Source organism: Ruminococcus sp. (genome assembly GCF_024691275.1).
Classification (GTDB): Bacteria; Bacillota; Clostridia; order Oscillospirales; family Ruminococcaceae; genus Ruminococcus.
This window is the reverse complement of sequence record NZ_JAILNU010000084.1, coordinates 64657-89355: the sequence shown is the minus strand read 5'-3', so window position 1 is coordinate 89355 and position 24699 is coordinate 64657. Positions and strand designations below refer to the sequence as shown.

Genomic DNA, 24699 nt, shown 5'->3' with positions numbered 1-24699 from the left:
TTGTGTAACATCCATATCCTTGACTATATTGATTCTATGACGTCCGTCCAATTTATGCTCATAAAGCCATTTAGCATAATTAACAGCAAATTCTTCCACCTGATCTGCATTACAGATGTCTTCATTTACAAATATAATGTCAGAAACGCCGAGTTTCCACTGGAAATCTCCATCTACCACCTCATTTTTCTTAATATCGCAGGCGTTGACTTTGAAAAATGCAATGACCTGATCCGAATCAAAATAATCCTTCATAAAGTCGTTTGCCATTTCTTCAGCATAGTCAACGATCGACCTGTCGCTGTAATCATCGGTAAAACCGTCCTTTGTCGCCTTGACTGTAACGGTGTTTCTGCCGTAATCATTGCCTAATAAGCGAGGGTAGGCATACAGCGTTTCCGTCTGATTTGCCGCCGGCTCAAGGTATCCCGCATAGATGAACTCCTCGTCATACTTATCATTGAGGTAGGTTATCATCTCGTAGATACGCTGAATCGAGCGAAGCTGAGCGTCTGTCAGCTGGTCGGCTTCTGTGGGAAGTCCCTCTGCCGCAAGAACCTCTTTCTGCCAGTCGTTAAGTAGTTCCGTCTGTGTTGTCGGTGTGGTTTGTGTTGCTGTTTTTCCGCACGAACCAAAGCATACTACAGCAATGATCGTTGCGATAAATAGTGTGATTATTTTTTTCATGGTTGTTCCTCCTATATAATTATTCTTCTATATTATAAATGATTTTCACTTGAATGACAAGATGACAAATATAACTAAAATAGTGACATTTGTCACTAAATATCCAAAGTCATACAACAAACCAATATTTATTATTGACATCATCATACTTGACATTGACAGGGTTTTTGTGTATAATATACTCGTAAAATTGATATAGGGGGGCGGTATTATGCCAAAAACAAACAGAGACAAGGAACTGGACAAAATGTACAGGGATCTTCTTGAGACCCGTGACAGTATGCGTTCCGCAAACAAGAGCGACGGAAATCGTCTGCTGACTTTCTTCATAGGACTGCTCATGCTGGGCGGAGGCTTGTTCATGATATTCCAGAATATCTCCGTATCAAGTTCGTGGGGTTACGGCGGTCACTTTTTCAGTATCGGCGGATTTCACCTTTCAAACGGGCTCATTATGCTGCCGATAATCGTCGGCATAGGAATGCTTTTCCTGATGGATAAGAAGATATTCGGCTGGATAGTCCTTTCCATAGGAATAGTCATAGTGCTTCTGAGCGTTATGCTGACAACTCACCTTTCGTGGAGGACCACAAGCGCGTATGTCTTCATAATCATGTTCGGTATGACAGCAGCAGGCGGAGCACTTGTCCTCAAGGAACTTTTCAGAAAAGACTGAACAGGCTGCTCAGTATTATCACTAAGGAACTCCCATAAGAACCATACTCATAAAAAATATAGCCCCGAGGCATTGTCTCGGGGCTTTTCATTACATATGCTGTTTACTTATTATTTCAAGCAGTCTCTGCGGGACTGTTTATGTAATCCACTATAGGCTCGAGGTACTTCGGATCGGAACAATCGCAGGACTTTGAGATGTGTTCAAACATAGCTTTCTCATCAGGAGTTTTATTCTTTTTACCTTTGAGCATTGCGACAAAAGTCTTCATAAGGACCTTTGAGCCCATGGACATCTTACTATAGTCGATACCGCCCTCGCAGTAAAATGCCTTGACATATTTCCGCTGCTCATCGTTGAGTGCTCTCTTTAGGAGCCCATCAACTCCCGAATATGTTATAGGACTTGCTCCCACGCCGAAAATAGCGAGCTTCTTCCCCTCCCATTTACTGATCCTTTTAAGGAACCAGTCTGCTTTGTGTATTTTTTCAACAGCTACCCAACCGCCGTAGATTATAGCGTCATAAGGCTTGAAATAGGAATCATCTTTTTTATGAGCCTCTTTTACCGTCATAGTCTCAGCGCATAATTTTTCTGCAAGCCATTCAGTGTAGCGTTTAGTGAAACCTGTCTGTGATGAATAAATTATCAGTGTTTTCATAATTTTTTCCTCATATAAATCTCATGGCTTCTGTAATAATTATCAATCTATAGCAGCAAAAGCTCCCTTGAGATCATCAAGGATATCTTCTACATTTTCAAGACCGACAGAAAGTCTGATAAGTCCGCCGTTTATGCCGCAGGCAACGAGCTGCTCGTCTGTAAGCTGACGGTGTGTTGCACTTGCAGGGTGAAGGACGCAGGTACGGATATCGGCAACGTGAACTTCATTTGAAGCAAGCTTGAGTGAATCCATAAATTTAACGGCAGTATTTCTTCCGCCCTTGATAACGAACGAGATAACGCCGCTCGTACCGTCAGGGAGGTACTTCTTGGCAAGCTCGTGGTACTTATTGCCTTCAAGAGCAGGATAGTTTACAGATTCAACGTGCTCATTTGCCTCAAGGAACTTTGCAACAGTCAATGCATTTTCGCAGTACTGCTTCATACGGATATGAAGTGTTTCAAGTCCCAGGTTGAGGTAAAATGCGGACTGAGCTGAAGGATAGCAGCCGAAGTCACGCATAAGCTGCATTCTTGCTTTTATAATGTATGCAGCCTTGCCGTAAGTTTTGGTATAGATAGTGCCGTGATAGCTCTCATCAGGCTCTGTGAACTCAGGGAACTTGCCGTTTGTCCAGTCGAAGTTGCCTGAATCAACGATAACACCGCCGCCCTGGACAGCATGGCCGTCCATATACTTTGTAGTGGAGTGGATAACGATATCAGCGCCGTACTCGAAAGGTCTGCAAAGAATAGGTGTCGGGAAGGTATTGTCGATGATGAGCGGAACACCGTTCTCATGAGCTATCTTAGCGAATTTTTCGATATCAAAAACAGCAAGTGCAGGATTTGCGAGTGTCTCGCCGAAAACAGCCTTTGTATTAGGTTTGAAGGCAGCTCTTATCTCGTCCTCGGAAGCATCTGCATTGACGAAGATGCACTCGATACCGAGCTTTTTAAGGGTATACGCAAAGAGATTTACAGTTCCGCCGTAAATAGTAGCTGCTGAGATAAAGCTGTCTCCTGCTTTTAAGATGTTAAGGAGCGAAAGCAGTGAAGCCGCCTGTCCGCTGGAGGTACACATAGCACCGATACCGCCCTCGAGAGCAGCGATCTTATCCTCGACCGCCATAACAGTAGGGTTCTCGAAGCGTGAATAGATAAGGCTCTTGGTAGGATCATCGAATACAGCAGCAACGTCATCTGTAGAGTCGTACACATAAGTAGTACTCTGTACTATAGGCACAACTCTCGGCTCTGTATTCTTAGGTGTGTAACCTGCGTGCAGGCATTTGGTTTCGATCTTCATTGTTAAGATACCTCCTGAAATATATATTACCGCGTTTTCCCCGCAATGAACCTTTGCACTCTTGGTACACAGAATTCAAGGACGGCGCAGTATTTGTCGATAATGGTTATTATGTATGTCTCTTTGTATCTTGGCATAGGTCTTGTTGCAGGCCACATATGCTTTTCAATCATATCGCGTTCAAGGCAGGTGATATGTGTTAACTCAGCAGCATTCGCACACGCTTCCATAGAATGTTTTTTGCTGTGAGAAGCCTGACCTTTTATTTTAGAAGCGTTATACTCCTTGCGGTCATAGAAGAAAAGATCGTGGAGCAGTCCCGCTCTTGCGGCAGAACGAGCATTCAGTTTGAATTTTCTGCAAACAATATAACTATAATAGGATACGTTGACACAATGCTGAAAACGGGTAGTTGAAACATGATGAGTGATATTTTTCAGCTCCTGCACCTGCTCGCTTCCGATGAGATCGCTTACGCAGTCATAGTAGCTGTTATCCGTCAGTTCCTTTGAAGAACATATTGCTTTTAGCATCGGGCATACCTCCTCAGATAGGATATCTCCCTCATAATATATCAATTATACTATATATTGCCGAAAAAATCAATACAATAGCAGGCAAATTATACCAACTTTTTGCGCAAATTATCGGAAACAGCAAAAACTCAGCCAAACCTTACAACTTACTGCCGACATAATTATGAAAACATACAAAAACATCGTCAATATGGATAAAAATTCGACGCCGATTTGTGCAGCACTTACAAAAACGCAATTTTTTTTAAATTCACTGCAATAAAGTCTTGCAAAATCAATAATGTAGTGTTATAATCAAATGTGAACTGCGGTAAACGCAGAATTTTGTAAAGGAGGTTTTTTAACAATGGCGTTAAAAAATCAGTATCTTATCGACTTATTAGAGACAGTTAAGAAAAGAAATCCGGGTGAGCCTGAGTTTATCCAGGCTGTTACAGAAGTACTTGAAACTCTTCAGCCTGTTGCTGAAAAGAGACAGGATCTCATTGATGCAGGCGTTTTTGATCGTATCGTAGAGCCTGAGAGACAGATAATGTTCCGTGTTCCTTGGGTTGACGACAACGGCAAGGTACAGGTAAACAGAGGTTTCAGAGTACAGTTCAACTCTGCTATCGGACCTTACAAGGGCGGTATCAGACTTCACCCATCAGTATATCTCGGAATCATCAAGTTCCTCGGTTTCGAGCAGGTATTCAAGAACAGCCTTACAACACTCCCTATGGGCGGCGGTAAGGGCGGTTCCGACTTCGACCCTAAGGGCAAGAGCGACGGAGAGATCATGCGTTTCTGCCAGAGCTTCATGACAGAACTCTGCAAGCACATCGGCGCTGACTGCGACGTTCCTGCTGGTGATATCGGAACAGGCGGACGTGAGATCGGCTTCATGTTCGGTCAGTACAAGAGAATCCGCAACGAGTTCGTTGGCGTTCTCACAGGTAAGGGCCTTACATACGGCGGTTCACTCGCAAGAACAGAGGCTACAGGTTACGGTCTCTGCTACTTCACAAACGAAATGCTTCAGGCTAACGGCAAGAGCTTCGAGGGACAGACAGTTGTTATCTCAGGTTCAGGCAACGTTGCTATCTACGCTACAGAGAAGGCTACACAGTACGGCGCTAAGGTTGTTACTGTTTCCGATTCTAACGGCTACATCTACGATCCTGACGGAATTGATCTTGCTCTCGTTAAGCAGATCAAGGAGGTTGAGCGCGGCCGTATCAAGGAATACATCGGCAGAACAGCTCACAAGAACGCTGAGTACCACGAGGGCAGCGTTTGGACACTCAAGTGCAACGCAGGCGATATCAAGCTCGACATCGCTCTCCCATGCGCTACGCAGAACGAGATCAACCTCGACGGTGCAAAGGCTATCGTTGCTAACGGCGGTTACGCTGTAGCTGAGGGTGCTAATATGCCTTCAACTCCAGAGGCAATCGAGACATACCTTTCAAACGGCATTCTCTATGGTCCTGCTAAGGCTGCAAATGCTGGCGGCGTTGCTACATCAGGTCTCGAAATGAGCCAGAACAGCGAGAGACTCAGCTGGACATTTGAAGAAGTTGACGAGAAGCTCCACGGCATCATGAAGTCTATCTTCAAGGCTTGCGATGAGGCTGCTAAGGAGTACGGCATGGTTGGCAACTACATGGCTGGTGCTAACATTGCAGGCTTCCTCAAGGTTGCTGAGGCAATGAAGGCTCAGGGCTGCGTTTGATCATAAACAACTGATAGTGACTCATCAGTTAGAGCAGTAAAGTAAATATACCTCCCGTTGTGCTAACCAACGGGAGGTTTTTATTTTAAAATTGCACAATGCAGAACGGGATAAATTGGTCAAAACATAGAATTTTGCATAAATCACAATTATACTTTCGATTATTCTTGAAATATGTACATAATGTGGTATAATACTATTATATCTATATAATTATATCTTTAGCCTGGGGGTACCACATGAAAAAGAACATCATAACAATCGAACGACAATACGGAAGCGGCGGCAGCAACATCGGTAAACTTACTGCTGAAAAACTCGGCATAAACTTCTATAACCGCCAGATACTGGAAATGACTGCCGAAAGATGTGGGATATCTCCCGAATACCTTGAAAACGCAGAAGAAAATGTCCCCACAAGCTTCCTTTATTCGCTGCTCATCAATGCGAATCCAACAAGAGCAATGGAAGAAAATCTCCCGTTGTCCGATAAAGTCTTCCTCATGGAGAGCCGTATCATAAACGAGATAGCCGAAAAGGAAAAAAGCTTCGTGCTCGTCGGCAGATGCGGAAGCTATATACTCGAGGAAAAGGGCTGCTTCAGCGTCTACATCTACTCCGATACAAAGTCTCGCGTAAAACGAGCTATTGAGCAGTATAACGTCAAGGAGAACAAGGCGGAGTCCATTATGAAAAAGGCTGACAAACGCCGCGAGACATTCTACAATGTCAACACGGGCAGAGTATGGCAGGATAAAGATCAGTATGCTCTTTGTCTCAATAGTGCCGAACTGGGCGACGAGCTCTGCGCAGAGATCATCGTGAAAGCCTTCAAAGAATACAACAAAAACGCACAGGAATAATTACAGCCGCGCATTTGCGCGGCTTCTTGCATATATACGCTCTTTTGCGGTACAATAACTGCAAAGGAGCTGTTTTTATGTCTGTTATACTTATCCGTTCACTCATACTCTATCCGCTGGTCATATTCGCCGTAAGACTTATGGGAAAGCGTCAGCTTGGCGAATTACAGCCATCAGAGCTGGTAATAACCATACTTGTATCGAATATTGCAACACTCCCCCTCGAAGACGTAAATATCCCCGTTATCGTAGGAATAACACCGATATTGTCACTTGTCAGTTTTGAGGTGATAGTATCTTGGCTGAACCTGCACTTTCCTAAGCTGCGAAAGCTCATATCGGGCAGTCCTAAGATCATCGTCCGCGGCGGCAAGATAGAGCGCGATATTCTCCGCGAGCTGCGCTTTTCTGCGGACGATCTGCTCATGGCTCTGCGCAGCAAAGATATCTTCGACCTCAGCGACGTACAGTTCGCCATTGTCGAGACTACAGGCAGCGTTTCCGTCATGAAGAAGCAGACAGAGGATACTCCGACCCGAAGTGACATGAAGATAGCTGCCGACTGCACCGATCCGCCCGTGATGATAATATCCGACGGCAAATTTGTACCGCAAGCCCTTGAAACTCTGCGTACAGGCAGGGCATCTGTAGAAGCTCTGCTGAAAGCAAACGGGCTAACAGTCAATGAGGTTTTCATAATGACCGCAGACTGCGACGGAAACTGCTTTGTTGCCGACAAAAACGGAAAAGCTCCTAAACATCTCACACTTGGAGGTAATAACTGTGACAAGAGTTAAGATAAGCGCTTTTATCCTGGTAATGCTGATAGGACTAAGTACCCTGTCAGGCACATGGATAAACCAAAAATGCAGCAATATGCTGTCAGAGCTCTCCGCAGCGAACGAGCTTTTCGACAAGGGCGATATGGAAAGTGTAAAGGCAGCCGTCCAAAAGCTCAGGGGTCAATGGGAGCAATTCCGAAAAAAAGCCTCCGTGCTTCTGAAATACGAAAAGCTTGAGGAGATAGACCGCCTTTGCTCGCGGATAGGAGAGCTTGCAGGAAAAGACGATGCAGAGCTGACCGCTGAGTTTGCTGAGCTGCACGATATGCTTGAAATGCTGAAAAGCGGTGAAACGCCGCTTCTCACAAGTGTATTCTAACGAAAAAGGGACGGTCATTCCGTCCCTTTAAAATGTCTTATTCAAACAGAAGTAATACGTATTCCCTCAGACGGAATATCGTCAAAGTTGAAAGTATCGTCGATATCTATTTTATCTTCCCTTAAACCGTTCTCTTCAAGGCCTCTTTTCCAGCCAGTACATGATACTGTATTTTTTGCGGTGTCAACGCTGAATGAAAGCTCGAAATCTTCACAGTTCCAGCAGTTTGACTGACTGAAACAAAATGGTATTTCAACGCCGTCATGCTCAATAATAAACTCATAACAACCGTACTTGCCTGCACGTATCCTGATCTTACTGCCAAATACGTGTACTTTTTCGCTTCCGTCTGCTTTCTTGCAGCTGATATTGCAGTCCGAAAGCGGTACTTTTTTGCCGTCAATAGTTACAGAAACTTTTCCCTTTATTCTGCTGAAAGGGTAAACATACCCGAAGAATGCAGATGGAGCAAAAAACCTCAGTGCAGTCAATGCTATAACAACTACAGCAAAAATTGGAAGAAATTTTTTGATATACTTCTTCATTTTATCTTAACGACCCCCAACTCACAAATTACTTTTCAAGAGTTCCGTGTGAGAGCGACTTGAGGTAAGCATTGATAAATCCGTCAAGATCGCCGTCCATAACTGCCTGGATATTACCGTTTTCAAAGCCTGTGCGGTGATCCTTTACAAGTGTGTAAGGCATGAATACATAAGAACGTATCTGTGAACCCCATGCGATCTGGTTCTGAACGCCCTTGATATCCTCGATCTTTTCGAGGTGCTCACGCTCCTTGATCTCGATGAGCTTTGAACGGAGCATCTTCATAGCGTAGTCCTTATTCTGGTACTGGCTTCGCTGAGTCTGACATGAAACAACGATACCTGTAGGCTTGTGGATAAGACGTACAGCCGAGCTGGTCTTGTTGACCTTCTGTCCGCCTGCGCCGCTTGAACGGTAAACCTCCATCTCGATGTCCTCGGGACGGATATCAACTTCGATAGAATCGTCAATTTCAGGCATAACTTCGAGAGCTGCGAAAGAAGTATGTCTTCTGCCCGAAGCGTCGAAAGGTGAGATACGGACAAGTCTGTGAACGCCTGATTCCGACTTCATATAGCCGTAAGCGTTGTCGCCTTCAATAAGGATAGAAGCGGACTTCATACCTGCGTCATCGCCGTCGAGGTAATCAAGCAGCTCCACCTTGAAGTCGTGGCGCTCAGCCCAGTGATTGTACATACGGTAGAGCATTTCGGCCCAGTCCTGAGCCTCTGTTCCGCCTGCGCCTGCATGGAATGTGAGGATAGCATTGGAATTATCGTACTCGCCTGTAAGGAGAGTGGAAAGCTTCTCGTCTTCAAGCTTTGTCTTGAAGATCTCCGACTCGCTCTTTATTTCCTCGATGTCACTCTCATCATCAGCTTCGATAGAAAGCTCGATAAGGGTTATGAGATCTTCGAGGCTGTTATTGAGCTTGTTGAACTTCTCGATCTTTCGCTCAAGAGACTTCTGTTCCTTGAGGACTTTCTGGGAATTTTCGAGGTCATCCCAGAAACCTTCCTTTGCAGTCTCGTCGCCAAGCTCCGCAACTCGTTTCTTTGCGGCTTCTATATTCAGAACGTCTGCGAGCTCCGCCATTTCCTTGCGGTAGCCTGTCATTTCGACTCTGAGTTCATCAAGTATTATCATAGTTTCAATTCCTTTCAAACATAGATATATACATTATATCATATTTTTTTTCAGACTGCAAGAGGTGAAGCAATTATTTTTTTATTATTGTGAAGCAATTATTTTTTTATTATTGTGCAGTATCATGCCGAAAAAGCTTATCCTGACATTTTTATGAAATTAACGCTCCCCTATTGACATATCAGTTCAAATCAAGTATAATATGATTTGAAAATGATTATCAAATTCAAAAGGATAAAGGAGCGGATCTATGGAATTCACTCGCAGAAAGGCTGCACTGTCCGTTGCAGCAGTAATGTTTGCAGCTATGTTTACAGGCTGCGGCAGCACAAGTGCTGCTGAAAAAAAGGAAAAGCTGAGCATCGTATGCACCGATTTTTCCGAATACGACTGGACAAGGAATATTGTCGGAGAGAGCGGCAATACCGATATCACATATCTCCTTTCAAGCGGTATCGACATACACAACTATCAGCCAAGCGTTGACGATATGATGACGATCTCCAATTGCGATATGTTCATATATGTTGGAGGAGAGTCCGAAAGCTGGGTCGATGACGCACTAAAAAACTCCGCAAACAAGAATATGAAGGTCGTAAAGCTTTTTGACACTGTACGGGATCAGCTCAAAGAGGAAGAGCTGAAAGAAGGAATGGAGGGCGAACACGAGGAACACTCCCACACAGAAAGCGAGCCGGAATACGATGAACACGTATGGCTGTCGGTGCGCAATGCACAGACCATATGCAGCATAATATGCGATGATCTCTGCGAACTTGATGCGGCAAATGCAGACAAATACAGATCAAACCTTTCTGCCTACAGCGCAGAGCTGAGTTCTCTTGACAAAGCTTTCAGGGATATGGCTGACAATGCGTCAACAAAGACTGTACTTTTCGGGGATCGTTTTCCGTTCCGCTATCTCGTCGATGACTACGGCATTGATTACTATGCCGCTTTCGCAGGCTGTTCGGCAGAGTCGGAAGCCAGCTTCGAGACTGTGGCAAAACTTGCGGGAAAGCTTGATGACCTCAAACTGGATACTGTATTTATCATAGAGAATTCCGATGATTCACTTGCAAGATCAATAATCAACAACTCAAAAAATAAAAATGCTGCTGTCGAGAAGCTCAACTCCTTACAGTCCGTAACTGACAGCGATATTGCGGACGGAGCTGCATATATCTCGATAATGCAGGATAATCTCGATACTTTGAAGAAGGTGCTTGATTAATATGGGAGCATTACTGAAATGCGAAAACGTCTCTCTCGGATACGAGGGGGACGTTGTTACGAAAGGTCTTAATTTCACCGTTAACAGCGGTGATTATTTATGCATAGTCGGAGAAAACGGCTCCGGAAAGAGTACGCTCATAAAGGCTCTGCTCGGTCTGAAGCCTCAGCTCAGCGGCAATATCGAGCTGTGCGGCGAGGTCGGCAAGAACGAGATAGGCTATCTGCCTCAGCAGACTATGGTGCAGCGTGATTTTCCGGCCTCAGTCCGTGAGATAGTCCTGTCAGGCTGCATGAACCGCTGTGGACTGCGTCCGTTCTACAATAAAGAAGAAAAAAAACTTGCACACGATATGATGCACAGACTTGAGATAGAATCCCTTGCCAAACGCTGCTACAGAGAGCTTTCCGGCGGTCAGCAGCAGAGGGTGCTCCTTGCAAGAGCTTTATGTGCCGCAAGAAAAATGATACTTCTCGACGAACCTGTCACAGGACTTGACCCAAAAGCTACAAACGAGATGTATGAGCTCATCGGCAGTCTTAACAAAAAGGACGGCATCACCGTAATAATGGTATCCCACGATATGAACGCAGCCGTAAGATACGCTACGCATATACTCCACGTTGGCAGAAAGCAGCTGTTTTTCGGCACAAAAGATGACTACCTCACCAGCAAGACAGGACAGGCTTTCCTGACAGTAATGGGAGGTGATGACGATGAGTGAGATACTCGATAAACTCCACTCTTACTTCCAGCTCCCTGTTATACGCTATGCAATGATAGTCGGACTGCTTATAGCTCTCTGCTCGTCGCTTCTCGGCGTAACGCTGGTAATGAAGCGCTTTTCATTCATCGGAGACGGTCTTTCCCACGTTTCTTTCGGAGCTATGGCTGTTGCCACCGTGGCAGGTGTCACCAGTAATATGCTCATAATAATGCCTGTGACTATTGCTGCCGCGATACTCCTCCTGAGAACAGGCAGCAAGACAAAAATAAAAGGCGACGCTGCCATCGCTATGATATCTGTGGGAGCACTTGCTATCGGATATATGCTAATGAATATCGCTTCACAAAGCGGAAACAAACGTACATCGAGCAACGTCACAGCCGATGTATGCAGTACCCTCTTCGGTTCAGCGTCAATACTCACTCTCTCCATCACAGACGTATGGATATGTGTCGGAATGTCGGTTGTCGTAGTCGCAGTATTCCTTATCTTCTACAATAAGATATTCGCTGTAACATTCGATGAAAGCTTTGCCAAGGCAACAGGAGTGCGCTCGGATATGTACAACCTGCTCATAGCAGTTGTCATAGCGGTCATTATCGTATTCGCAATGAATTTCGTAGGCTCGCTGCTCATTTCCGCGCTCATTATCTTCCCTGCCCTTTCGGCAATGCGAATATTCAAGAGCTTCAGGAGCGTTATAATATGCTCTGTGATAATCTCACTTTTCTGCGCAGCAAGCGGTCTTATAATCGCAATACTTGTCGGAACACCTGTAGGTTCGACCATAGTTTCCGCAGATATCTGCATATTCTTCGCATTCTGTCTCGCATCATTCATAATGAAAAAAGGCAGATAAAAGCCTTAACGGCACTCCCGAAGCACCTCGGGAGTGCTTTTTATATAAAAAGTTCTGTTAATACAGTAATATATTCTATATCCCCGATTTTTCAAAAACTTGACAAATCCACTCGAAATATGTTATCATAAAAAATGTACACTCAGGCGAAAAGTGCCTGTCTGCGGCGAAAGCCAACGGCTTTGCGCTGTTTTATTTATATGTTATATAAAGGAGGTCACGCTATGGAAACCATTAACGAAATAGCAGCACGTATCCGTGAACTGCGCGAGGTCTGTGACTATTCACAGGAGAAGCTCGCAGAGGAGCTTAACCTGACCGTGGAACAGTATGCAGGCTATGAACAGAACGGTGATTTTCCTATCAGCGTCATCTATGAGATTGCAAATAAGTTCGGAGTCGATTTCAATGAGCTTGTAACAGGTGAGCCAAGCCGTATCGACACATTCCAGGTCGTCCGCCGCGGCAAGGGCAGAAGCATAAGCCGTTTCCCCGGATATCGCTTCAAGGATCTTGCTTTCCGCTATGCAGACAAGATCATGCAGCCTCTTCTCGTAACACTTGAACCATCAGACGAGCCCGCTAAGCTCGTTACACATACAGGTCAGGAATTCAACCTTGTTCTGAAGGGAACAGTCGCAGTTATATTCGAGGATAAGGAAATAATCCTCAACGAAGGCGACTCGATCTACTTCAACCCTACTTACCCGCACGGACAGCGCTGTGTAGGTGACAGCAAGGCAAGATTCCTCACTATGATCGCTGAATGATAAGTATATAATCCGTTAAAAAGGAGTATTCGTTACTATGCTTTTAGACCGTTACCTGCCTCGTATAGAGTTCGACTCGTATGAGGATTTTAAGGAAAATTACCGTGTTAATGTTCCTGAGAACTTTAATTTCGGCTGGGATATCGTTGATGAATGGGCAAAGCAGGAGCCTGATAAGAAGGCTCTTATATGGCTCAGCCATGACAAGAAGGAAAAGACCTTCACCTTTACCGATATTTCAAAGCTCTCAAACCAGACCTGTCACTATTTCAGAAGTCTCGGACTTAAAAAGGGCGATGTAGTTCTTCTTATACTTCGCCGCCGCTGGGAGTACTGGGTAATAGCTACAGCTCTCCATAAGCTGGGAGTTATCCTTATCCCTGGAAATCTTCTGTTTACAACACATGATATCGCTTACCGCGGCAATATGGCAGAGATATCCGCTATCATTGCCTGCGATGACGAGTATATCCGCGGACAGATAGACGCTGCCGCACCCGAGATAAAGACTCTCCGAAAGAAGATAGCAGTTGCCGAGCCTCGTGAAGGCTGGGACTTCTTCGAGGACGAGATTGCCAAGTATCCCGACACCTTTGAGCGTCCTACAGACGATCAGGCTACAAAGGCAACTGATACCATGCTGATATACTTCACATCAGGCTCTACAGGAATGCCGAAGATGGTATGCCATAACTTCGCGCACCCACTCGGACATATCGTTACCGCTAAATACTGGCATCAGGTACAGGAGAACAAGCTCCATATGTCTATTTCCGACTCAGGCTGGGCTAAGTTCGGCTGGGGAAAGATCTACGGACAGTGGATATGCGGCGCAATACAGTTCGCATACGACTTCACAGGCAGATTCAATGCCAAGGATATCCTTGAAGTTATCAGCCACTACAAGCTCACAACATTCTGCGCTCCGCCTACAATGTACAGATTTATGCTTCAGGAGGATATGACAAAGTACGATCTTTCGTCTATCCAGAACTTCTGCAACGCAGGCGAGCCCCTCAACCCCGAGGTATTCAACCGTATCTACGAGCTCACAGGCAAGAAGATGCGCGAGGGTTTCGGTCAGACAGAGGGTACCGTACTTATCGCAAACTTCCCGTGGATAGACCCTAAGCCTGGTTCAACAGGAAAGCCTTCCCCACTTTACAATATCCACCTTCTCCGTCCCGACGGAACAGAGGCTGACGACGGTGAAGAAGGCAGCATCATGGTATGCGGCATAGACAAGGAGCGTCCTACAGGTCTGTTCTGCGGCTATTACAAGAACCCCGAGCTCACAGAGGCTGTTCTCGGCGGTGAGAACTACGACACAGGCGACGTTGCATGGCGTGACTCCAAGGGCTATTACTGGTTCGTAGGAAGAAACGACGACGTTATCAAGTGCTCGGGCTACCGAATCGGACCATTCGAGGTAGAGAGCGCACTCCTCACCCACCCTGCTGTCGTTGAATCAGCTATCACAGGAGCTCCCGACCCTATCAGAGGACAGGTAGTAAAGGCTACAGTCGTTCTCGCTGAGGGATATACACCTTCACCCGAGCTCACAAAGGAGCTTCAGGATCACGTTAAGCATGAGACAGCTCCTTACAAGTATCCCCGTGTTATCGAGTACGTAAAGGAACTGCCGAAGACTCTCGGCGGCAAGATCAAACGTGCTCAGATACGTCATCAGGACGAGGAAAACACAGCAAAATAAATCATTAACTTTCAGCAGCCATAAAGAAGCACCCGCGACTTTATGGCTGTTTCTGAATTATAATAAATCAGTAATTATCAGAACGGGACTCTTGCTAATTACTATTCTCTGATTTCCGATCACTGCAAAAGGTTTTAAACTTTTTTTGTAATTACCCCACTTTTATAACATATCGTACGTAAACTATTTATACATGGGGGTGGCAAATATGACTTCTGATGCGCATCAAATCATATCCCGGGTCTACAAGGCTAAAACCGACAGCCACGCGGCAGACGAGCTTATCTCAGCTTATATGCCTTTTATAAAGTCGGAAACTGCCAAATTTCTCAATCGTCCTCCCAATCAGAGCGATGACGAGCTTAGTATCGCCATGTTCGCTTTTTACGAGTCGATACGTAATTACTCAAAACTGCGCGGTTCTTTCCTGAAATTTGCAGCTTTGCAGATAAAAAACCGCCTGATAGACAATTACCGAAAAGAAAAAAGGAACAAAGGGCAGATATCGCTCGATGTTTCCGAAGACGATAAAGCAGACCTGAAAGATACTATCCGTGATGAACACGATACATATGCCGAAAACGAGCTCCGCGAGGCTACTCAGCAGGAGATCTCGGAACTCTCCGCTCAGATGGAGAGCTTTGGCGTTTCAATGAGCGATGTTGCTGATAATTCTCCGCGTCAGCACAGAACTCTCGAAATCTGCCAAAAGGCTATCTCTTATGCGCGGAAAAATCCCGATATACTTGAGGAATTCCTCAGGACTAAGCGCGTCCCGATCGCAAAGCTCGCAGAGGGAGCAAAAGTCGAAAGAAAATCACTTGAAAGACACAGGCGTTATCTTGTGGCAGTTCTGCTCATATGTACGAACGGCTACGAGATCATGCGCGGACACATCATGCAGGTACTAAAAGGTGGTGAATAAATATGAAATATATCGTTATGGAATGTCACGAAGGATACGCAATACTAATGGACGAGGATTCACGTTTTGTCAATGCTGCCAATCTTCACTATAAAGTCGGGCAGTCCGTCACAAACCCGATAATCATGGACGAACAGCAGCGTTCAGGACGTATAAAAATATATGTGACCCGCTTCGCAGCAGCTGCTGCCTGTATCGGAGTGCTTGCAACAGCAGGTACTCTGTACTACACACATAACCTGAAACCGTATTCAACTATCCTTATCTCATCTGACGCAAAGATCAGAATGTCTATAAACCGAAATGGCAAGGTAATTGAAATAAAGAGCGATGACGAAGATGGAAAAGAACTCCTAAAGGACTACGACGGCAAAGGGAAGGATAAACTCACCGCAGCAAATGAGATAATCGAACTTGAAAAAGAAAAGGGCATGATATCCAGCGGCGACACGGTAAATATCTATGTTGATTCGGAGAAAAACGACGGCTACAACACGTTCAAATCCGACCTTGAAAAAGAGAATTCAGACATAAATGTCAAAGTCCGCGGACTTGATCCGCCTGCACCGTCCGCAAAGGAAAAAGTAACGATCGCAAAACCTGATCCTGCAAAGGAAGCAGTTGCTCCGGAACCGCCAAAGCCTGAAAAGGACAGCGTAAAGTCTCCCGAGCCACCTGCTCCCGCTGACGTAACACCACCTGCACCTGCTGATCCTCCATTACAGCATCAGCCTGTCACACCAAATCCAGACACTAAACATGAACCTCCTGCTCCACCATCTGATCCTGAGCCGCCAAAGGCTCCCGAAAAGCCTGCCGCACCTGAAAAGGGTGCAGGCCCCGAAGCTCCCAAGCCCGATGAAGCTGCCGAGCCTCCTAAGCCGCCGGCTCCTGCCGAAGGAGAAAAGCTGCCTGAGGAGCATAAAAAGCCGCTCTCGATCATAGAAGATGCGCTTAAAGATATACAGCAGAACAAACCCATCACACTTGAGGGAATGCGTCCTGCGTCTCTCCACAGCGAACCCGAACCAAAGCAAGACATCGAAGCTCCTGCCGATCCGCAGAAAGAAGCACACCCTCCGACAGATGCTCCGCTGCCATTGCACCCCCAGTTGCCTTCTCCGTAAGGAAACATGAATAAATATAGAGGAATTGTAAAAGAAGGTACTGAAAAGTGCCTTCTTTTTCTTTTCATGTTTCCTGTTAAAAACTCCGTATCAGGTATATTATCGTTAACGGTATGAAGCTTTCGCAAAAAATCCCCTAAAAAATATGGCTATATTTCGGCATTTGCGGCAACTGCAAAAAAAATTTCCGAAAAATTTTTCAGATTACCCCGTTTTTTGTGATCGTGCTCCGTAAACTGTTAACAAAAGGCAAACAAAACAATACAAAACACGCCTATAGGCTCCCACGAGGAGAAAAAATATATTTTAAAGGAGTAATTATTATGAGAAGTAAAAAGCACATTTTCGCTGCACTCGCTGCAATGTCAGTAATGGCTTCAGCAGCAAGCTTTAACGCATTCGCAGCAGAGACAGATGAAGCAGCAGTTACAACTGCTGCAACAACAACAAACGCTGTAGTTACAACAACTGCAATTGAAGTTGCAGCACCTGAGCTTCCTGTACCGCCTGTAGCTCCCGCTGAGCTTGACGACGCTGAGAAGCCTGAGGCTCCTGTTATTATTGACGTAACAGACTTTATCGACCAGATCCGCAGCTTCATCGAAGCAAATGATATTGATGTCCTCACAGATACTATCCTTGAAAACTGGGACGAAATCGAGAAGGTAGACGTTCACTTCCACGCTAACGCAAAGCCAGAGGCACCTGTAAAGGCTGACGAAGATGAAGATGCTGAGAAGCCGGAGGCACCTACAAAGGCTGATGAAGATGAAGATGCTGAGAAGCCTGCTAAGGCACTCAAGCCTGTTCACCTTGACCTTACAGACCTTTTCTTCCAGTTCCGTGATGTAATTGACGCAAGCAAGATCGACTTCGTTGACGATGCAACAAAGGAAAAGATACTGAATGCTAAGGACGTACACGCTGACGTTCACTTCAAGAAGGCTGAGCCTGAGAAGCCTGTACCGCCTGTAGCTCCTGTTATCGACGATAACGCTGAGAAGCCTGAGCCGCCGACAGCTCCTGCTATCGACGACAATGCTGAGAAGCCTGAGCTTCCTACACCTCCGGCTCCTCCTGTAGCTCCTGACGAGAACGAAAAGCCTGTTCCGCCAACACCTCCAACACCTCCAACACCACCTGTTGCTCCTGAAGCTCCTAAGGGACCAAAGCACGAGCACCTCGGACCTAAGGAGAGAGAGGCACTCAATGCAGCTGAGGCTCCTACAGAGGCTCCTACAGAAGCTGAGATCAGCGAATAATCGCTGCTTATATATAGGACTGTCTTACCTCTGAAGAGGTCCCCATAAGGCAGTTATCTTAGATCTATCCAATCCCAATCCCCTTTATCCCATACCCACTTGATAAACTGTATAACGGTAAGTACAGTGATACAAGTTCTAAAGTGCGCATCACAGGAGATACTCCTGTGATGCATTTTTTTGTCTTTATCTGACCGATACTTGCTGTATATCATGCTGAATGTTGCTATTTTAAATAATATATGTTATAATACTTTTATACATTTCCGACTATAGGAGGATAACCATGAAAGTAAGATTCCACCTGCCTGATTTTGCAAGGCTTTTTAAATTCAATGTAGTGTTTCTCACAATGCTGGAAAACAGCCCCGAATTCTTCCGCGACGGCATTGAGATAGCATCTGTATACGGCGTATTCCCACCGTCGCTCTGGAACGGCGGCAGAGTTATGCACGGTATGTGCCAGAAGGACTTCGTGAAGGGAGTTACCAACTATTTCAACCGTAAAGGCATACCGCTCCGCTTCACGTTCACTAACCCTGTTATCGAAAAGAAGCACCTCAGCGATGAATTCTGCAACATGGTCATGCACATTGCTGACAATGGTATGAACGAATGTATCGTCGTATCACCTATACTTGAGGACTACATACGCAAGAACTACCCCAATTTCAAGCTGACAAGCTCTACCTGCAAGCGCCTGACCGATCCCGAAGCACTGTACAGCGAGGTAGAAAAGGATTATCACTTAGTAGTGCTTGACTATGACCTGAACAACAAGTTCGATATTCTCGAAAAGATACCTAACAAGGAAAAGTGCGAGATACTGGTAAATGCCTGCTGCACCCCTGCCTGTGCGAACCGCTCGCTGCACTATCGGACTATCGGCACTGAGCAGATAGCCTACGCAAATCACGTCAGAAAGTACCCTAACGTGCCTTTCGATTCAAATAAGTTTGCTGCCGAACACCCCGAAGCCAAGGCTATATTCGAGTGTCAGTGCGAGCACAGGAGTCTTTTTGATATCAAGTCACTGAGTACGCATATCACTCCCGACGATATCTGGAACAAATACGTGCCTATGGGCTTCAATCAGTTCAAGATAGAGGGACGCACATTTGATATGTTCAATCTCATGGAGCACTACCTCTACTACATGGCAAAGCCTGAGTATATCGACAAGGCTCGTCTTACATTCCTGCGCAATCTCAGCCTGAACGGAGCAATAATCATTCCCGATCAGGTCTGATAACGGTAAAAAAATACAGTTTTACGCCTTCCATTCGGGAGGCGTTTGTACTTGATGAATGATTTTTGCAATTTACAGCAGTTGTTCACACATTTTTCACACTCCCCTGTTATAATAACAATGTATCTTATCCGTGTACTCGGAAAGGTAACATCTTTTAAGGAGAAAACTGAATATGAAGAACACTGTTTCAACTCTGCTGGAGCAGAAGCAATCGGGCGACAAGATCACGATGCTTACTGCCTATGACTACACCACAGCAAAGATCTTTGATGAATGCGGCGTAAATGCTATCCTCATCGGCGATTCACTGGGAATGGTGATGCTGGGTTATGAGAATACCCTCCCTGTAACTATGGAGGATATGATCCACCACACCGCAGCAGTATCAAGAGGTGCGGAAAATGCTTTTGTAGTTGCCGATATGCCTTTCATGTCCTATCAGGTAAGCGTTCAGGACGCTGTTGTCAACGCAGGACGGCTCATCAAGGCGGGCGGCGCAAACGCTGTAAAGCTTGAAGGCGGCGCTGAGGTCTGCGAGCAGATAAAGGCTATCGTAAATGCCTCTATCCCGGTCGTAGCTCACCTCGGTCTTACCCCACAGTCGGTAAACGCTTTCGGCGGCTTCAAAGTACAGGGCAAGAGCCTCGGCAAAGCAAGAAAGCTTGTTGATGACGCGCTGAAAATACAGGAAGCAGGTGCCTGTGCAGTAGTCCTTGAGGGTATCCCCGCAAAGATCGCGGATATCATCACAAAGAAGCTTTTTATCCCGACAATCGGCATCGGCGCAGGAAACGGCTGCGACGGACAGGTACTGGTATATCAGGATATGCTGGGACTTACCACAGGTCATACACCTAAATTCGTAAAGCGCTTTGCAGAAGCAGGGGCACTAATGCGTCAGGGAGTTTCGGACTACATCAGCGAAACTAAATCAGGAGCTTTTCCTGCGCAGGAACATACCTATGCTGTTGATGATGAAGTTATAAATGAGCTTATGAAGGAGTGTGACTGATATGAAGATAGTTAAAACTATAGATGAAGTACGCAGACAGGTGAAGGAATGGAGAGCACAGGGGCTCACAGTAGGTCTTGTTCCTACAATGGGCTATCTTCACGAGGGACACGCAAGTCTTATCGACGCTTCACACAGAGACAACGACAGAACAGTTGTATCGGATTTCGTAAATCCTATGCAGTTCGGTCCGACGGAGGATCTCGAAAGCTATCCCCGTGACATTGAGCACGATGCAAAGCTTGTGGAAGAACACGGCGGCGACCTTATATTCAATCCCGAGCCTGAGGAAATGTACCACGAAGGATTCTCTTCATTCGTTGATATGACCGTTCTCACACAAGAACTCTGCGGACTCAGCCGCCCCGTACATTTCAGAGGTGTCTGCACGGTAGTTTCAAAGCTTTTCAACATCGTTAAGCCTGACCGCGCTTACTTCGGCAAGAAGGACGCGCAGCAGCTTGCAGTTATCCGCCACATGGTGGACGACCTGAATATGGACATCGAGATAATCGGCTGTCCTATCGTCCGCGAATCTGACGGTCTTGCAAAAAGCTCAAGAAATACATACCTCAGTGAAGCTGAAAGAAAAGCTGCACTGGTACTCTCACAGGCAATATTCCTCGGCAAGGATATGGTAAAGAACGGCGAGAAGAACTGCTCCGTTATTATAGATGCTATGAAGAAGCATATCGAAGCCGAACCCCTTGCACGTATCGACTATGTAAAGATCGTAGACTGCGCAACTATGCAGCAGATAGGCGCTCTCGACCGCCCTGCTCTCTGCGCGATAGCTGTATATATCGGCAAGACCCGCCTTATCGACAACTTCTTCACTGAAGACGTATAAGGAGGCGGCAATGGAAATATCAATGCTCAAAAGCAAGATACACCGTGCTGTCATCACACAGGCTGAACTCAACTACGTGGGCAGCGTTACTATCGACGAAGACCTCATGGAGGCAGCAGGACTTTACGAATACGAACACGTTCACATCGTAAATGTCAACAGCGGCAGCCGTATCGAGACCTACGTCATCGCAGGTGAACGCGGAAGCGGTGTTATCTGTCTCAACGGTGCAGCTGCACGTTCGGGGCAAAAGGGCGATCTTGTAATAATAATGTCCTACGCAGCAATGACTCCCGACGAGATAAAAACTCATCGCCCGAAGGTAGTCTTTGTAGGCGATAAAAATGAGATAGTAAGAGTTGCCGATTACGAAAAACACGGCGAACTCGGCTGAAAAAGAATCCATATAGAAATATTGCCCTGAAGCAAATGGATATGCTTCGGGGCTTTATTATATTTGATCTAAGCCGTTAGCCTATAACCTATGCCACGCCTTACACTACAAATAGTATTCTGTTTAGCTGTTCCCTGAAAACTGTGAACAGCTGTCAGAGGTGACGGACCTGTTAAACCTGCCTACGGACTCTGCCGATAGAAAAAGCCATAGTGCTTCTGACCAAACATCAGAGATACTATGGCTTAAAACGTCTATATCTGAGCAGCTTGCTTCTTATTTAAGAAGTCTTTTCAGCTCGGAATAATCATTATCGGGATGCTTATTCTCAGCTATATCCACAAGCTTGCGTGAAACCGCCATATACATATTCCTGTCCACATCATTTTCCATGCAGCGGATATGCTTGAGCACTGTTTCCACGTCATTGCGCTCAACAGGTCCCGTAAGAGCCTCGGCAGGGCCTACTGCAAGTATGCGCTTGATATTATTCATAATTAGCGGCTCAAATGCAGATATAGCCTCTGATTCTGTAAAGCCGCATTTTTCCAGGAGCGAAAGACTTTTTGCTGCCAGAGCACATACAAGATTGCTTGAAATTGCACAGGCAGCATGATATTCGATCTTGTTCTCCCCTGAGATCACTCTTGTGCGGTTGCCGAATTTCCTGAAAAGCTCCGACCAGACATTCACATCATCATTGTTGCCTTCAATGCAAAAAAATGCCTTGTGAAGCTCCTTGAAGGAATCGTACTTGCTGCTTACGGGAAATAACGGGTGTATCGAACAGCAGCTCGCACCATATGACGAGATATCACGAAAAGCTTCCGAAGCCGAGATCGAACCGCTGCAGTGGCAAAGCTGCTTTCCCGCTATTCCCAGCACCTTCACGCGGTCATAAACTTCTTTTATCGCTCCGTCAGAAACGGTAATAAAAAGCACATCACTGTCGCCCACCAGTTCTGAAAGCTCCTCATAGCCCTTGCTTCCTGTGAATTTTGCTGCCTCCATAGCAGACTGGATACTACGGCTGTAATACCCTGTCAGGAAAATGCCGTTTTCCGAGAAATATCTTCCGAGAGAAAAACCGACCTTTCCGGCACCTATAAAACCTATCTTCATTTTAATATCCTCCTGTAACCATATATTGTTACTTTTCTAATTATAGCATGATTTCTTACAGGAATTCAAGCACTTCAGGTGGATTTTACGCATAATATTCGGCTTCACAGCGTTGAATTTCGCTTAAAAATATAATATAATAAAAAAGTGAAATTTCTTGTTACACTTTGACACGTTTGTGCAAGTATGTATTATGAAAGCACTTACAGCGCTCAGGCTTTTTTAAATAAACAAAGGAGTGGTTCTATGACTGATAATGAATACCGTAATATGTACAACAAAGATCCTCGTACAGCTCAGACTGCACTGTTTGACGAATACCTCAGCTATGTATACGCAATAGTTTACAATAAACTGAGAAGCTGCGGCAGCAGAGAGGATATAGAAGAATGTGTGGGAGATGTCTTTTCCGCAGTATTTATAAACTATGACCGCAATGGAAAATTCGACGGTGACCTTAAAGGCTTCATCGGAACTATAGCAAGCCGAAAAGCTATACAGATGTACCGAAACCTTACACGAAACAGCGGCACCGTTTATATCGAAGACGAAACCAACGAGATCGCCGATACCGAACGTGTGGAAGAAAACGCAGAGCGCAGCGATATGCGCAGCACACTGCTTCGTGCGATAAAAAGTCTCGGCGATCCTGATTCCACTATAATACTTCAAAAATACTATTACAATATGAACTCAAGTGAGATAGCCGACAAGCACTCTATGTCCCCTGCATCTGTCAGAATGAGATGCAGCAGGGCTATAAAAAAACTTAAAGAGTTTCTTGCAGCAGAAGGCTACGATATGAAGGAGGGTAATATATGAATAACAAGAAAATTGATTTCAATGTACTGGAAAATGCAGATATGAACACTGTTGAAAAGATAGGTGCTGATAATATGAATATAGACAAGGACGCTCGTGACAGAATGCTGAAAAATGCGATGAAAAAGTACGAAGACAGCAAAAAGCAGCTCAATGCGCTCAACAGCAGCAATTCTGAAACGTCCGATGATAATGATTCCGTTACAGGAGTTGAAACATACAACCGCAAAAAAATATCCCATGTAATATACACTGCTTTATGCTCGGCAGCAGCACTTGTTATCGTTGGAGGAAGCATTTTCATGCTCAACCGCAACAAGCCTTCGGGCCCGAATATCCCCGATCCTGTTACTACACCAACTACGACTGTATCGGCAACTTCGGAAGAAGAAAACACTACTGTAAACACAACTGCAAAAAATACTGCGAAAACTACTTCAAACGTTATTACAAAAACCACTGTGGCAACTTCTGCGGACAATGCAGCAGATACTACTACAGCTGCGGCAGATACCCCTGCTGTAACTACTGTTGCACCGATTGCAGCTTCCGATCTGAAGCCTTACAAAAACCCTCATCCCGACAGCAGCTATGTATCCGATGAGGAGATCGAAGCTGCAAGATCCCGTGCAATGAACAGGATCATGCATGAAAGCATCTGCTATACTATAAACGGCAAAGATGAAATGGAAGAGACTGCTATGTGGGATATCCAGACTGCATCATTTGATATCAACGACGACGGTATTCCTGAATTATTCGTAAGCAGTCAGACGATCTCCTCAAATATCACGCTCATGTTCGTTTATGACGGCAGCGAATATGTTCAGGCAAAAGTAAACCTTCACTTATGGACAGGTACTCCCGAAGTGTCATATATAATGACAGGTACCATCAAAGTATGCCACAGGGAGAATCTTATCAGCTTAGGTGCAAAAGAAGGATATGAATATCTCCAGACCGTCGAAGTATCAGCTGATAATACCTTCAATGTATTATCTGAATACAACTACTCAGGTTATTACAAAGACGGAATAATGGTAATAGAAAAAGGCGAGAAAAACTTTAGTGACAACTCAGCTTACGAAACCTACATCAATGAATACAACTCTCATGAATGGAGAAATCTCGAATATGAATTTTATGCCGAGAAAAACGATCATGCTGTAAAATTTGAGGAAGCAAACAGAGCTCCGTCAAATAACGAAGGTCAGTAAGCTGAGCAGTATCAGAATAAATAATAATCCAACTGCCGCCCTCCATTCGGAGGGCGTTTCTTTTGCCTTGACAAATACGTATTTTCACGCTATACTATATCCGCAAAGAGA

General features: G+C 45.3%; 26 protein-coding genes. 19 read left to right on the top strand and 7 right to left on the bottom strand.

What is annotated here, in order from left to right:
* Positions 1 to 687 (bottom strand): hypothetical protein (locus K6G33_RS10075; RefSeq protein WP_296779009.1); only part of this gene is annotated, 687 nt, incomplete at its 3' end.
* Positions 688 to 898: 211 nt separating this feature from the next.
* Here K6G33_RS10075 and K6G33_RS10070 point away from each other — a divergent pair.
* On the top strand, positions 899 to 1363 hold the full coding sequence (locus K6G33_RS10070; protein WP_173449376.1) for a hypothetical protein: 465 nt from the start codon (positions 899 to 901) through the stop codon (positions 1361 to 1363).
* Between the two features lie 115 nt (positions 1364 to 1478).
* Here the strand turns inward: K6G33_RS10070 and K6G33_RS10065 are convergent, their stop codons facing one another.
* The 3 genes from K6G33_RS10065 to K6G33_RS10055 are packed head-to-tail and all read right to left on the bottom strand — an operon-like array spanning position 1479 to position 3868.
* Positions 1479 to 2024 carry a flavodoxin domain-containing protein gene (locus tag K6G33_RS10065; RefSeq protein WP_296779005.1) on the bottom strand — a complete coding sequence of 182 codons (546 nt, stop codon included), beginning with the start codon at positions 2022 to 2024 and terminating at the stop codon, positions 1479 to 1481.
* 42 nt (positions 2025 to 2066) lie between these two features.
* Positions 2067 to 3335 carry an O-acetylhomoserine aminocarboxypropyltransferase/cysteine synthase family protein gene (locus tag K6G33_RS10060; protein WP_173449374.1) on the bottom strand — a complete coding sequence of 423 codons (1269 nt, stop codon included), beginning with the start codon at positions 3333 to 3335 and terminating at the stop codon, positions 2067 to 2069.
* A gap of 26 nt (positions 3336 to 3361) precedes the next feature.
* Positions 3362 to 3868 carry an HD domain-containing protein gene (locus K6G33_RS10055; protein WP_296779001.1) on the bottom strand — a complete coding sequence of 169 codons (507 nt, stop codon included), beginning with the start codon at positions 3866 to 3868 and terminating at the stop codon, positions 3362 to 3364.
* A gap of 349 nt (positions 3869 to 4217) precedes the next feature.
* Between K6G33_RS10055 and gdhA the strand changes: the two genes are divergently transcribed.
* From gdhA to K6G33_RS10035, 4 genes are all read left to right on the top strand, one after another.
* Positions 4218 to 5585, top strand: coding sequence for an NADP-specific glutamate dehydrogenase (gene gdhA, locus K6G33_RS10050; protein WP_296778998.1), 1368 nt, complete (start codon positions 4218 to 4220; stop codon positions 5583 to 5585).
* Between the two features lie 239 nt (positions 5586 to 5824).
* Positions 5825 to 6448 carry an AAA family ATPase gene (locus K6G33_RS10045; RefSeq protein WP_296778997.1) on the top strand — a complete coding sequence of 208 codons (624 nt, stop codon included), beginning with the start codon at positions 5825 to 5827 and terminating at the stop codon, positions 6446 to 6448.
* Between the two features lie 77 nt (positions 6449 to 6525).
* Positions 6526 to 7245 carry a DUF421 domain-containing protein gene (locus K6G33_RS10040; RefSeq protein ID WP_296778994.1) on the top strand — a complete coding sequence of 240 codons (720 nt, stop codon included), beginning with the start codon at positions 6526 to 6528 and terminating at the stop codon, positions 7243 to 7245.
* Entirely contained in the window at positions 7232 to 7609 is a 378-nt protein-coding gene (locus K6G33_RS10035) for a DUF4363 family protein (RefSeq protein WP_296778992.1), read from the top strand. The genes K6G33_RS10040 and K6G33_RS10035 overlap by 14 nt, the downstream gene beginning before the upstream one ends.
* Positions 7610 to 7650: 41 nt before the next feature.
* Here K6G33_RS10035 and K6G33_RS10030 read toward each other — a convergent pair whose 3' ends face one another.
* Both K6G33_RS10030 and prfB read right to left on the bottom strand, forming a co-directional pair.
* Positions 7651 to 8154, bottom strand: coding sequence for a hypothetical protein (locus K6G33_RS10030; protein WP_296778989.1), 504 nt, complete (start codon positions 8152 to 8154; stop codon positions 7651 to 7653).
* A gap of 28 nt (positions 8155 to 8182) precedes the next feature.
* Positions 8183 to 9301 (bottom strand): peptide chain release factor 2, encoded by a 1119-nt coding sequence (gene prfB, locus K6G33_RS10025; RefSeq protein ID WP_296778987.1) that lies wholly within the window; start codon positions 9299 to 9301, stop codon positions 8183 to 8185.
* A 250-nt stretch (positions 9302 to 9551) separates the two neighbouring features.
* On the opposite strand from prfB, the gene K6G33_RS10020 reads away from it, so the two are divergent.
* The 12 genes from K6G33_RS10020 to panD all read left to right on the top strand — a co-directional run bounded on the left by K6G33_RS10020 (position 9552) and on the right by panD (position 21427).
* The gene (locus K6G33_RS10020) at positions 9552 to 10535 is read left to right on the top strand and encodes a metal ABC transporter substrate-binding protein (protein ID WP_296778984.1); all 984 of its coding nucleotides are present in this window, start codon (positions 9552 to 9554) and stop codon (positions 10533 to 10535) included.
* Position 10536: 1 nt separating this feature from the next.
* Complete coding sequence (locus K6G33_RS10015) at positions 10537 to 11259, top strand: ABC transporter ATP-binding protein (protein WP_296778982.1); 723 nt, start codon at positions 10537 to 10539, stop codon at positions 11257 to 11259.
* Positions 11252 to 12121: a metal ABC transporter permease gene (locus K6G33_RS10010; RefSeq protein ID WP_296778980.1), complete on the top strand. Its 870-nt coding sequence runs from the start codon at positions 11252 to 11254 to the stop codon at positions 12119 to 12121. The genes K6G33_RS10015 and K6G33_RS10010 overlap by 8 nt, the downstream gene beginning before the upstream one ends.
* 224 nt (positions 12122 to 12345) lie before the next feature.
* Positions 12346 to 12891: a helix-turn-helix domain-containing protein gene (locus K6G33_RS10005; RefSeq protein WP_296778979.1), complete on the top strand. Its 546-nt coding sequence runs from the start codon at positions 12346 to 12348 to the stop codon at positions 12889 to 12891.
* 37 nt (positions 12892 to 12928) lie between these two features.
* Positions 12929 to 14605 (top strand): AMP-binding protein, encoded by a 1677-nt coding sequence (locus tag K6G33_RS10000; protein WP_296778978.1) that lies wholly within the window; start codon positions 12929 to 12931, stop codon positions 14603 to 14605.
* 208 nt (positions 14606 to 14813) lie between these two features.
* On the top strand, positions 14814 to 15530 hold the full coding sequence (locus tag K6G33_RS09995; RefSeq protein ID WP_296778976.1) for a sigma-70 family RNA polymerase sigma factor: 717 nt from the start codon (positions 14814 to 14816) through the stop codon (positions 15528 to 15530).
* A 2-nt stretch (positions 15531 to 15532) separates the two neighbouring features.
* Positions 15533 to 16657 carry a hypothetical protein gene (locus K6G33_RS09990; RefSeq protein WP_296778975.1) on the top strand — a complete coding sequence of 375 codons (1125 nt, stop codon included), beginning with the start codon at positions 15533 to 15535 and terminating at the stop codon, positions 16655 to 16657.
* 323 nt (positions 16658 to 16980) lie between these two features.
* Positions 16981 to 17919 carry a hypothetical protein gene (locus K6G33_RS09985; protein WP_296778972.1) on the top strand — a complete coding sequence of 313 codons (939 nt, stop codon included), beginning with the start codon at positions 16981 to 16983 and terminating at the stop codon, positions 17917 to 17919.
* A gap of 286 nt (positions 17920 to 18205) precedes the next feature.
* On the top strand, positions 18206 to 19168 hold the full coding sequence (locus tag K6G33_RS09980) for a hypothetical protein (protein WP_296778969.1): 963 nt from the start codon (positions 18206 to 18208) through the stop codon (positions 19166 to 19168).
* A 175-nt stretch (positions 19169 to 19343) separates the two neighbouring features.
* Entirely contained in the window at positions 19344 to 20183 is an 840-nt protein-coding gene (gene panB / locus K6G33_RS09975; RefSeq protein ID WP_296778967.1) for a 3-methyl-2-oxobutanoate hydroxymethyltransferase, read from the top strand.
* A gap of 1 nt (position 20184) precedes the next feature.
* Complete coding sequence (panC, locus tag K6G33_RS09970; RefSeq protein ID WP_296778965.1) at positions 20185 to 21033, top strand: pantoate--beta-alanine ligase; 849 nt, start codon at positions 20185 to 20187, stop codon at positions 21031 to 21033.
* A 10-nt stretch (positions 21034 to 21043) separates the two neighbouring features.
* Positions 21044 to 21427 carry an aspartate 1-decarboxylase gene (gene panD, locus K6G33_RS09965; RefSeq protein ID WP_296778963.1) on the top strand — a complete coding sequence of 128 codons (384 nt, stop codon included), beginning with the start codon at positions 21044 to 21046 and terminating at the stop codon, positions 21425 to 21427.
* 276 nt (positions 21428 to 21703) lie between these two features.
* Here panD and K6G33_RS09960 read toward each other — a convergent pair whose 3' ends face one another.
* Positions 21704 to 22549: a Rossmann-like and DUF2520 domain-containing protein gene (locus K6G33_RS09960; RefSeq protein ID WP_296778962.1), complete on the bottom strand. Its 846-nt coding sequence runs from the start codon at positions 22547 to 22549 to the stop codon at positions 21704 to 21706.
* Between the two features lie 246 nt (positions 22550 to 22795).
* Here K6G33_RS09960 and K6G33_RS09955 point away from each other — a divergent pair, with 246 nt between their 5' ends.
* Entirely contained in the window at positions 22796 to 23371 is a 576-nt protein-coding gene (locus K6G33_RS09955) for a sigma-70 family RNA polymerase sigma factor (RefSeq protein WP_296778960.1), read from the top strand.
* Positions 23368 to 24588 carry a hypothetical protein gene (locus K6G33_RS09950; RefSeq protein ID WP_296778958.1) on the top strand — a complete coding sequence of 407 codons (1221 nt, stop codon included), beginning with the start codon at positions 23368 to 23370 and terminating at the stop codon, positions 24586 to 24588. Before K6G33_RS09955 ends, K6G33_RS09950 begins: the two co-directional genes overlap by 4 nt.
* Positions 24589 to 24699 lie beyond the last annotated feature (111 nt).

What these genes read in the sequence shown, in the direction of transcription:
- K6G33_RS09950 (WP_296778958.1), top strand. Translation starts at nt 23,368, where the DNA reads ATGAATAACAAGAAAATTGATTTCAATGTACTGGAAAATGCAGATATG.
- K6G33_RS10065 (WP_296779005.1), bottom strand. Translation starts at nt 2,024, where the DNA reads ATGAAAACACTGATAATTTATTCATCACAGACAGGTTTCACTAAACGC.
- K6G33_RS10005 (WP_296778979.1), top strand. Translation starts at nt 12,346, where the DNA reads ATGGAAACCATTAACGAAATAGCAGCACGTATCCGTGAACTGCGCGAG.
- K6G33_RS10060 (WP_173449374.1), bottom strand. Translation starts at nt 3,335, where the DNA reads ATGAAGATCGAAACCAAATGCCTGCACGCAGGTTACACACCTAAGAAT.
- K6G33_RS09955 (WP_296778960.1), top strand. Translation starts at nt 22,796, where the DNA reads ATGACTGATAATGAATACCGTAATATGTACAACAAAGATCCTCGTACA.
- K6G33_RS09995 (WP_296778976.1), top strand. Translation starts at nt 14,814, where the DNA reads ATGACTTCTGATGCGCATCAAATCATATCCCGGGTCTACAAGGCTAAA.
- K6G33_RS10070 (WP_173449376.1), top strand. Translation starts at nt 899, where the DNA reads ATGCCAAAAACAAACAGAGACAAGGAACTGGACAAAATGTACAGGGAT.
- prfB (WP_296778987.1), bottom strand. Translation starts at nt 9,301, where the DNA reads ATGATAATACTTGATGAACTCAGAGTCGAAATGACAGGCTACCGCAAG.
- panC (WP_296778965.1), top strand. Translation starts at nt 20,185, where the DNA reads ATGAAGATAGTTAAAACTATAGATGAAGTACGCAGACAGGTGAAGGAA.
- gdhA (WP_296778998.1), top strand. Translation starts at nt 4,218, where the DNA reads ATGGCGTTAAAAAATCAGTATCTTATCGACTTATTAGAGACAGTTAAG.
- K6G33_RS10020 (WP_296778984.1), top strand. Translation starts at nt 9,552, where the DNA reads ATGGAATTCACTCGCAGAAAGGCTGCACTGTCCGTTGCAGCAGTAATG.
- K6G33_RS10000 (WP_296778978.1), top strand. Translation starts at nt 12,929, where the DNA reads ATGCTTTTAGACCGTTACCTGCCTCGTATAGAGTTCGACTCGTATGAG.
- K6G33_RS10030 (WP_296778989.1), bottom strand. Translation starts at nt 8,154, where the DNA reads ATGAAGAAGTATATCAAAAAATTTCTTCCAATTTTTGCTGTAGTTGTT.
- K6G33_RS10055 (WP_296779001.1), bottom strand. Translation starts at nt 3,868, where the DNA reads ATGCTAAAAGCAATATGTTCTTCAAAGGAACTGACGGATAACAGCTAC.
- K6G33_RS09960 (WP_296778962.1), bottom strand. Translation starts at nt 22,549, where the DNA reads ATGAAGATAGGTTTTATAGGTGCCGGAAAGGTCGGTTTTTCTCTCGGA.
- panD (WP_296778963.1), top strand. Translation starts at nt 21,044, where the DNA reads ATGGAAATATCAATGCTCAAAAGCAAGATACACCGTGCTGTCATCACA.
- K6G33_RS09990 (WP_296778975.1), top strand. Translation starts at nt 15,533, where the DNA reads ATGAAATATATCGTTATGGAATGTCACGAAGGATACGCAATACTAATG.
- K6G33_RS09980 (WP_296778969.1), top strand. Translation starts at nt 18,206, where the DNA reads ATGAAAGTAAGATTCCACCTGCCTGATTTTGCAAGGCTTTTTAAATTC.
- K6G33_RS10015 (WP_296778982.1), top strand. Translation starts at nt 10,537, where the DNA reads ATGGGAGCATTACTGAAATGCGAAAACGTCTCTCTCGGATACGAGGGG.
- K6G33_RS10045 (WP_296778997.1), top strand. Translation starts at nt 5,825, where the DNA reads ATGAAAAAGAACATCATAACAATCGAACGACAATACGGAAGCGGCGGC.
- K6G33_RS10040 (WP_296778994.1), top strand. Translation starts at nt 6,526, where the DNA reads ATGTCTGTTATACTTATCCGTTCACTCATACTCTATCCGCTGGTCATA.
- K6G33_RS10010 (WP_296778980.1), top strand. Translation starts at nt 11,252, where the DNA reads ATGAGTGAGATACTCGATAAACTCCACTCTTACTTCCAGCTCCCTGTT.
- panB (WP_296778967.1), top strand. Translation starts at nt 19,344, where the DNA reads ATGAAGAACACTGTTTCAACTCTGCTGGAGCAGAAGCAATCGGGCGAC.
- K6G33_RS09985 (WP_296778972.1), top strand. Translation starts at nt 16,981, where the DNA reads ATGAGAAGTAAAAAGCACATTTTCGCTGCACTCGCTGCAATGTCAGTA.